A 5166-nucleotide genomic window follows, 5' to 3' on the forward strand; every position below is an offset into this window, starting at 1 on the left:
GCCGCCGATCTGATCGAGAAACGGCAGATTGCTGGCCATCAGTCCAGCGTCGACATTGAGCGTTGTGCCCGTTATCCCGCTGGCAAAGGGCGATGCCAGGAAGACGGCGGCGCGGGCGACCTCGACCGGCTCGACCAGCCGGCCGAGCGGATAGAGCTTGCCGACGGCGGCGAGGATCTCCGGCTTCTGGACAAGGCGATGTTCCCAGGCGCCGGTGCGGATCGAGCCGGGAATGACGGCGTTCGCACGGATACCGCTGCGGCCCTCCTCGGTGGCGATGGCGCGCATCCAGGCGTTGAGCGCCGCCTTGGCGGCGGCATAGGCGGGGTTGCCGAAATGGGCCTGCGCGTTGACCGAGGAAATGAAGACGAAAGCTGCGCCCCGCGGCTGGTTGCGCATCGCGGGCAGCAGCGCCTGCGACAGGAGTGCTGCGCTGCGGAAATTCAGATCCATCTCGTGATCGAGCGCGGCAAGCGAGACGTCAGCCAGCGTTTCCGCCCGCGTCCAGCCGGCGTTCGAGATGAAGGCCGCCGGCGCACTGCCCTTGCCAATGCGGCCGGCGAACGATGCGACAGCCTGGTCATCGAGCAGGTCGAAATGATGCGCCTCGGCAATTGCCGTCGCGGTCAGGTCGGCGCCCTCGCGATCGCAGGCGATCACCCTTGCCCCGCATGCCGACAGGACCGCGACCAGGGCGCGGCCGACACCGCCGGCGGCACCCGTCACAACCACGTTGCGGCCGCCGAAATCGATCATACGGTTCCTCGCTTGCTTCGCATCCAATCCTCCCCCGCCGGATCACCCGATGCAATCGCCTCGTAAAAAAATGCCTGGTACAACGGCTTGGCGTGCAGGATGCTGACGCTCTTGTAATAAAGCAACATGAATTCCAAAAAATGTTGCTTTCCTACAAGGCTTGTACGAGAATCGTTTGGACAGGCGTAGACCCTCGGTGAGGAAACGGGCAAATGGCGCTATCAAAGATCGCGCTGTGTCGCGCCATGAACAGGAGGCTTTTCCTTGCCCAAGCAATGTTTTGGAACGTCGCATGTGCCGCTGTCGCCGGCGGTGCGGGCCGGCGACTTCGTCTATGTCTCCGGCCAGGTGCCGGTCGGCGGCGACGGCGTGGTGGTCAAGGGCGGTATCGTCGAGCAGACCGAGCAGGTGCTTTCGAATGTGAAGGCAGCGCTGGCGCTGGCCGGCTGCGTCATGGACGACGTCGTCAAGACGACGGTCTGGCTTGCGGACGCGCGCGATTTCGGCGCTTTCAACACCGTCTATGCCAGGCATTTTCCAAAGGATCCGCCGGCGCGCACCACGGTGGAGTCGCGGCTGATGATCGACATCAAGATCGAGGTCGAAGCGGTCGCCTACAGGCCGCTCTGATCGGCGCCGACCGGGACAGCCGAGAGAGACAGAAACGGGAAACAGCCGCCATGCGTGTCTTCACGGCCTCGCTCGCCACCGAGACGAACACCTTCTCGCCGGTCTCGACCGACCGGTCGTCCTTCGAGATGGCATTCTACGCACCGCCGGGCAAGCATCCGGAAACCCCGACGCTGTGCTCCGCGCCGATCCCGGCCCTGCGCCGGCGGGCCAGGGACGAAGGCTTCACCCTGATCGAGGGCACCGCGACCTGGGCCGAACCGGGCGGCTCCTTTTGGGACGGGCAGGTCCGGCGAGGCCGGCGAGGCCGCGGCCTGAACGCCGGCTTTGTTTTTTCGAAAGCGGCTTTATTCTTCGAAAGCATCCTGGACCGTCAGGATGGAATGAACCGGAGGCTAGGCATCGATGCAATTTGATCTCCTGCTGAAGGGCGGCCGCCTGATCGATCCGGCGTCCGGTCTCGACGCGCCGCGCGATCTTGCCATTACCGACGGCCGCATCGCGGCGATCGAGGCCGACATCCCGTTCGAAAGTGCCGCGCGTGTCATCGACGCCAGCGGCTCCATCGTCGCGCCCGGCCTCATCGACCTGCACAGCCATGTCTATTGGGGCGGCACCTCGCTTGGCGTCGATGCCGACCGCCTCGCCGCAAGGAGCGGCACCACCACCTTCATCGACGCGGGAAGCGCTGGCGCCGGCAACATCCTCGGCTTTCGCCGCCATGTCATCGAGCGCTCGAAGGTCCGCATCCTGGCTTATGTCAACATTTCCTTTGCCGGCATCTTCGGCTTTTCGCACAGCGTGGCGGTCGGCGAGTGCGGCGACCTCAGGCTCTGCGAGCCGCGCGAGACGGTGGCGGCGGTGCGCGAGCACGCGGACGTAGTCGTCGGCGTCAAGGTCCGCTCGGGCCGCCATGCCGGCGGGACCAGCGGCATCGCGCCGGTCGATCTGGCGCTGGAGGCCGCCGACCAGGCGGGCCTGCCGTTGATGGCGCATATAGACGAGCCGCCGCCGGGCCGCTCGGAAGTGCTGCCGCGCCTGCGCAAGGGCGATATCCTCACCCACTGCTTCCGGCCGTTTCCCAACGCGCCGGTGTTCGCCTCGGGTGCTGTGCGGCCCGACATGCGGCTGGCACGCGAACGCGGCGTCATCTTCGACATCGGCCATGGCATGGGCTCGTTCGACTTCGAGGTCGCCAAGGCGATGCTGAAGGAGGGGCTGGCGCCCGACGTGATCAGCAGCGACGTGCATCTCTACTGCGTCGACGGCCCGGCCTTCGACATGCTGGTCTGCATGTCGAAACTGCTGGCGCTGGGCATGCCGCTGGTCGAGGTGCTGCGCGCCGCCACGCAGCGGCCGGCGGAAGCGATCGCCAGGCCCGAGCTCGGCACCCTCAAGCTGGGCGGCGTCGGCGACGTCGCGGTGCTGCGCCTGCGCTCGGGCAGCTTCACCTTCGTCGATTCGGTCGGCGCGGCGCTTGTCGCAGAGCAGAGGCTGGTCTCGGACGGCATCGTGATCGGCGGCACCTGGTGGCCGAACGAGGCGGCGGACGATCTCGGCGAAACCGAACGCTTCGAGGCGCATGCCCGGCATACGCATGTCGAGGTTGCCGCCCGGCACTTTGGGCATAGGCACGATTGAGGCTGTGCCATGTGCGGGCTCAGAGTCTACGCAACTTCGTCATCCACGGGCGGAGCGACGCGAAGCGGAGCGCAGACCCGAGGATCCATGCCGTGACTTTTGCCGAAGAATGCAACGGATCAGGATAGTCGTTCGATGAGTTCCTTACCGCCGTTGGTGCATGGAACCTTGCTTCAGGACCGCTTTCGCGTGTCATAAGTGGCACGGCATGGATCCTAGGGTCTGCGCCACGTCGCTGCGCTCCTTGCTTCGCCCTAGGATGACGAAGGCATAGGTTAGCAGCCGGAGTTGCTGGGCGGCCCATAAACCGGCGTCTCAACACCTTCCATCCTCGCCTTGATCTGCAGCGCCACATATTTCGAATAGAAACGCGACAGCGCCAGATTGCCGCCGTGGAACCACAGCGCTTCCTGTGCCGTCGGCTTCCACATGTTGCGCAACTCACCCTGCCAGGGGCCGGGGTCGCCCTTGACGCCCGAGCCAAGTCCCCAGCACGGGCCGACCTTGTCGGCGACCTCGCGCGAGACGATTTGCGCCACCGTTTCGTTCATCGACTGGTAGCCGGTGCAGGCGATGATGGCGTCAGCCGCGAGTTCCGTGCTGTCGTCGAAGAGGATGCCTGTCGGCGTCAGCGCTTTGATCGCGACGCCGCTGCGCACGCCGATCTGGCCGTCGATGATCAGGTCGCTGGCGCCGACATCGATGTAATAGCCCGAGCCGGTGCGATAGGCTTTCATCAAAAGCCCGGTTTCGTCGTCGCCGAAATCGAGGGCAAAGCCCGAGCCGCGCAGACGATCATAGAAGGTCGCGTCACGCGCCTTGATGATATCGTAGAGCGCCCGCTGGCCTTGCGTAACCAGCGCGAACGGCGTCGAGGCGACGACCATGTCGGCCTTCTCGGTGGTGATGCCGCGCTCCAGTGCCTTTTCCGAAAAGATCTCGAAGCCGACTTCCATCAGCGTGTCCGACTTGACCACCGTGGTCGGCGAACGCTGGATCATGGTCACCTCGGCGCCGCTCTCCCAGAGATCGACGCAGACATCATGTCCCGAGCTTGCCGCGCCGATGACAGCGACGCGTTTGCCGCGGAACTTCTCGCCGCTGGCATATTGGCTGGAATGCAGCAGCTCGCCCTGGAAGGTATCGGCGCCGGCCAAGTCGATGCGCCTTGGCGGGCCATAGGCGCCGGTGGCGAAGACGATGTGCTTCGGCTTCAGCGTGATGCGCCGGCCGACGCGATCGACGATGACGGTCCAGACCTTTTCGGTCTCGTCATAGCTGGCGCTGATGCATTTGGTGGCGACCCAGTAATTGAGCTCCATGACGCGCGTGTACATTTCCAGCCAGTCGCCCATCTTGTCCTTGGGCGTGAACACGGGCCAATTCTCCGGGAACGGAATGTAGGGCAGATGGTCATACCAGACCGGATCATGGAGCACGAGCGTACGGTAGCGGTTGCGCCAGGAATCGCCGGGCCGCGCGTTCTTCTCGATGACGATGGTGGGCACGCCGAGTTGCCGGAGCCGCGCGCCCAGCATGATGCCGCCCTGGCCGCCGCCGATGACCAGGCAATAGGGTTGTTCGCCGGCGCCGAGGTCGCGCGTCTCGCGCGCCCTCGCCTCCGCCCAGGTCTCGCGGTCGGGGGCGGCCTTGTGGCGCACACCGAGCGGCCGCGCCGGGCCCTTGCGCTCCTCGAACCCTTTGAGGTCTGTCATCGCCGTGAACAGCGTCCGGCATCGTCCGTCCCTGAGGCGCATGATGCCCTGGCTCCAGGCAGATGCCGTCTCGAAGCTGAACCAGGCCTCTATCGTGCCTTCGTCCGAACTGGCCTCGCCGCTGAGCTGCCATGCGGTCGGCCTGGCGACAGCCAGCGTGGCATCGAGCATCTCGCGGATTGCGGTGCGGCCTTCCATGGTCTTGATGTTCCAGGTGAAGGTCAGGAGATCGCGCCAGTAGCAGTCCTCGACGAACAGGTTGGTGACTGCCGCCGCATCGCCCGCCTCAAGCGCCTGGGCAAAGGAGGAAAGCCAGGTGGCCGCCTGTTTCGATGGTGCGATATCGAGCATGTGTTGTCCTTCTACCTTTTCAAGTTGGCGCCGCCCCCTCACCCAGCCTCCGCTTCGCTCGGCTGACCTCTCC

At 65.3% G+C, this 5166-nt stretch carries 4 protein-coding genes and 1 pseudogene; 3 read left to right on the forward strand and 2 right to left on the reverse strand.

The features are described 5' to 3' along the window. Nucleotides 1–756 (reverse strand): SDR family NAD(P)-dependent oxidoreductase (locus MESS2_RS06200; protein ID WP_040592306.1); only part of this gene is annotated, 756 nt, incomplete at its 3' end. A gap of 264 nt (nt 757–1020) precedes the next feature. On the opposite strand from MESS2_RS06200, the gene MESS2_RS06205 reads away from it, so the two are divergent. The 3 genes and pseudogenes from MESS2_RS06205 (at nt 1021) to MESS2_RS06215 (ending at nt 3027) form a co-directional block, all read left to right on the forward strand. Beyond that, entirely contained in the window at nt 1021–1386 is a 366-nt protein-coding gene (locus MESS2_RS06205) for a RidA family protein (RefSeq protein WP_008873285.1), read from the forward strand. A 50-nt stretch (nt 1387–1436) separates the two neighbouring features. Next, a pseudogene (locus tag MESS2_RS30670) lies at nt 1437–1655 on the forward strand (M81 family metallopeptidase); the annotation flags it as partial. A gap of 136 nt (nt 1656–1791) precedes the next feature. Continuing rightward, a complete protein-coding gene (locus MESS2_RS06215) occupies nt 1792–3027 on the forward strand; it encodes an amidohydrolase/deacetylase family metallohydrolase (protein WP_008873287.1) in 1236 nt (411 codons plus the stop codon). Nucleotides 3028–3302: 275 nt separating this feature from the next. Here MESS2_RS06215 and MESS2_RS06220 read toward each other — a convergent pair whose 3' ends face one another. After that, on the reverse strand, nt 3303–5093 hold the full coding sequence (locus tag MESS2_RS06220) for an NAD(P)/FAD-dependent oxidoreductase (protein ID WP_008873288.1): 1791 nt from the start codon (nt 5091–5093) through the stop codon (nt 3303–3305). Between the last annotated feature and the right edge of the window lie 73 nt (nt 5094–5166).

It is taken from the genome of Mesorhizobium metallidurans STM 2683, assembly GCF_000350085.1.
Taxonomy (GTDB): Bacteria; Pseudomonadota; Alphaproteobacteria; order Rhizobiales; family Rhizobiaceae; genus Mesorhizobium; species Mesorhizobium metallidurans.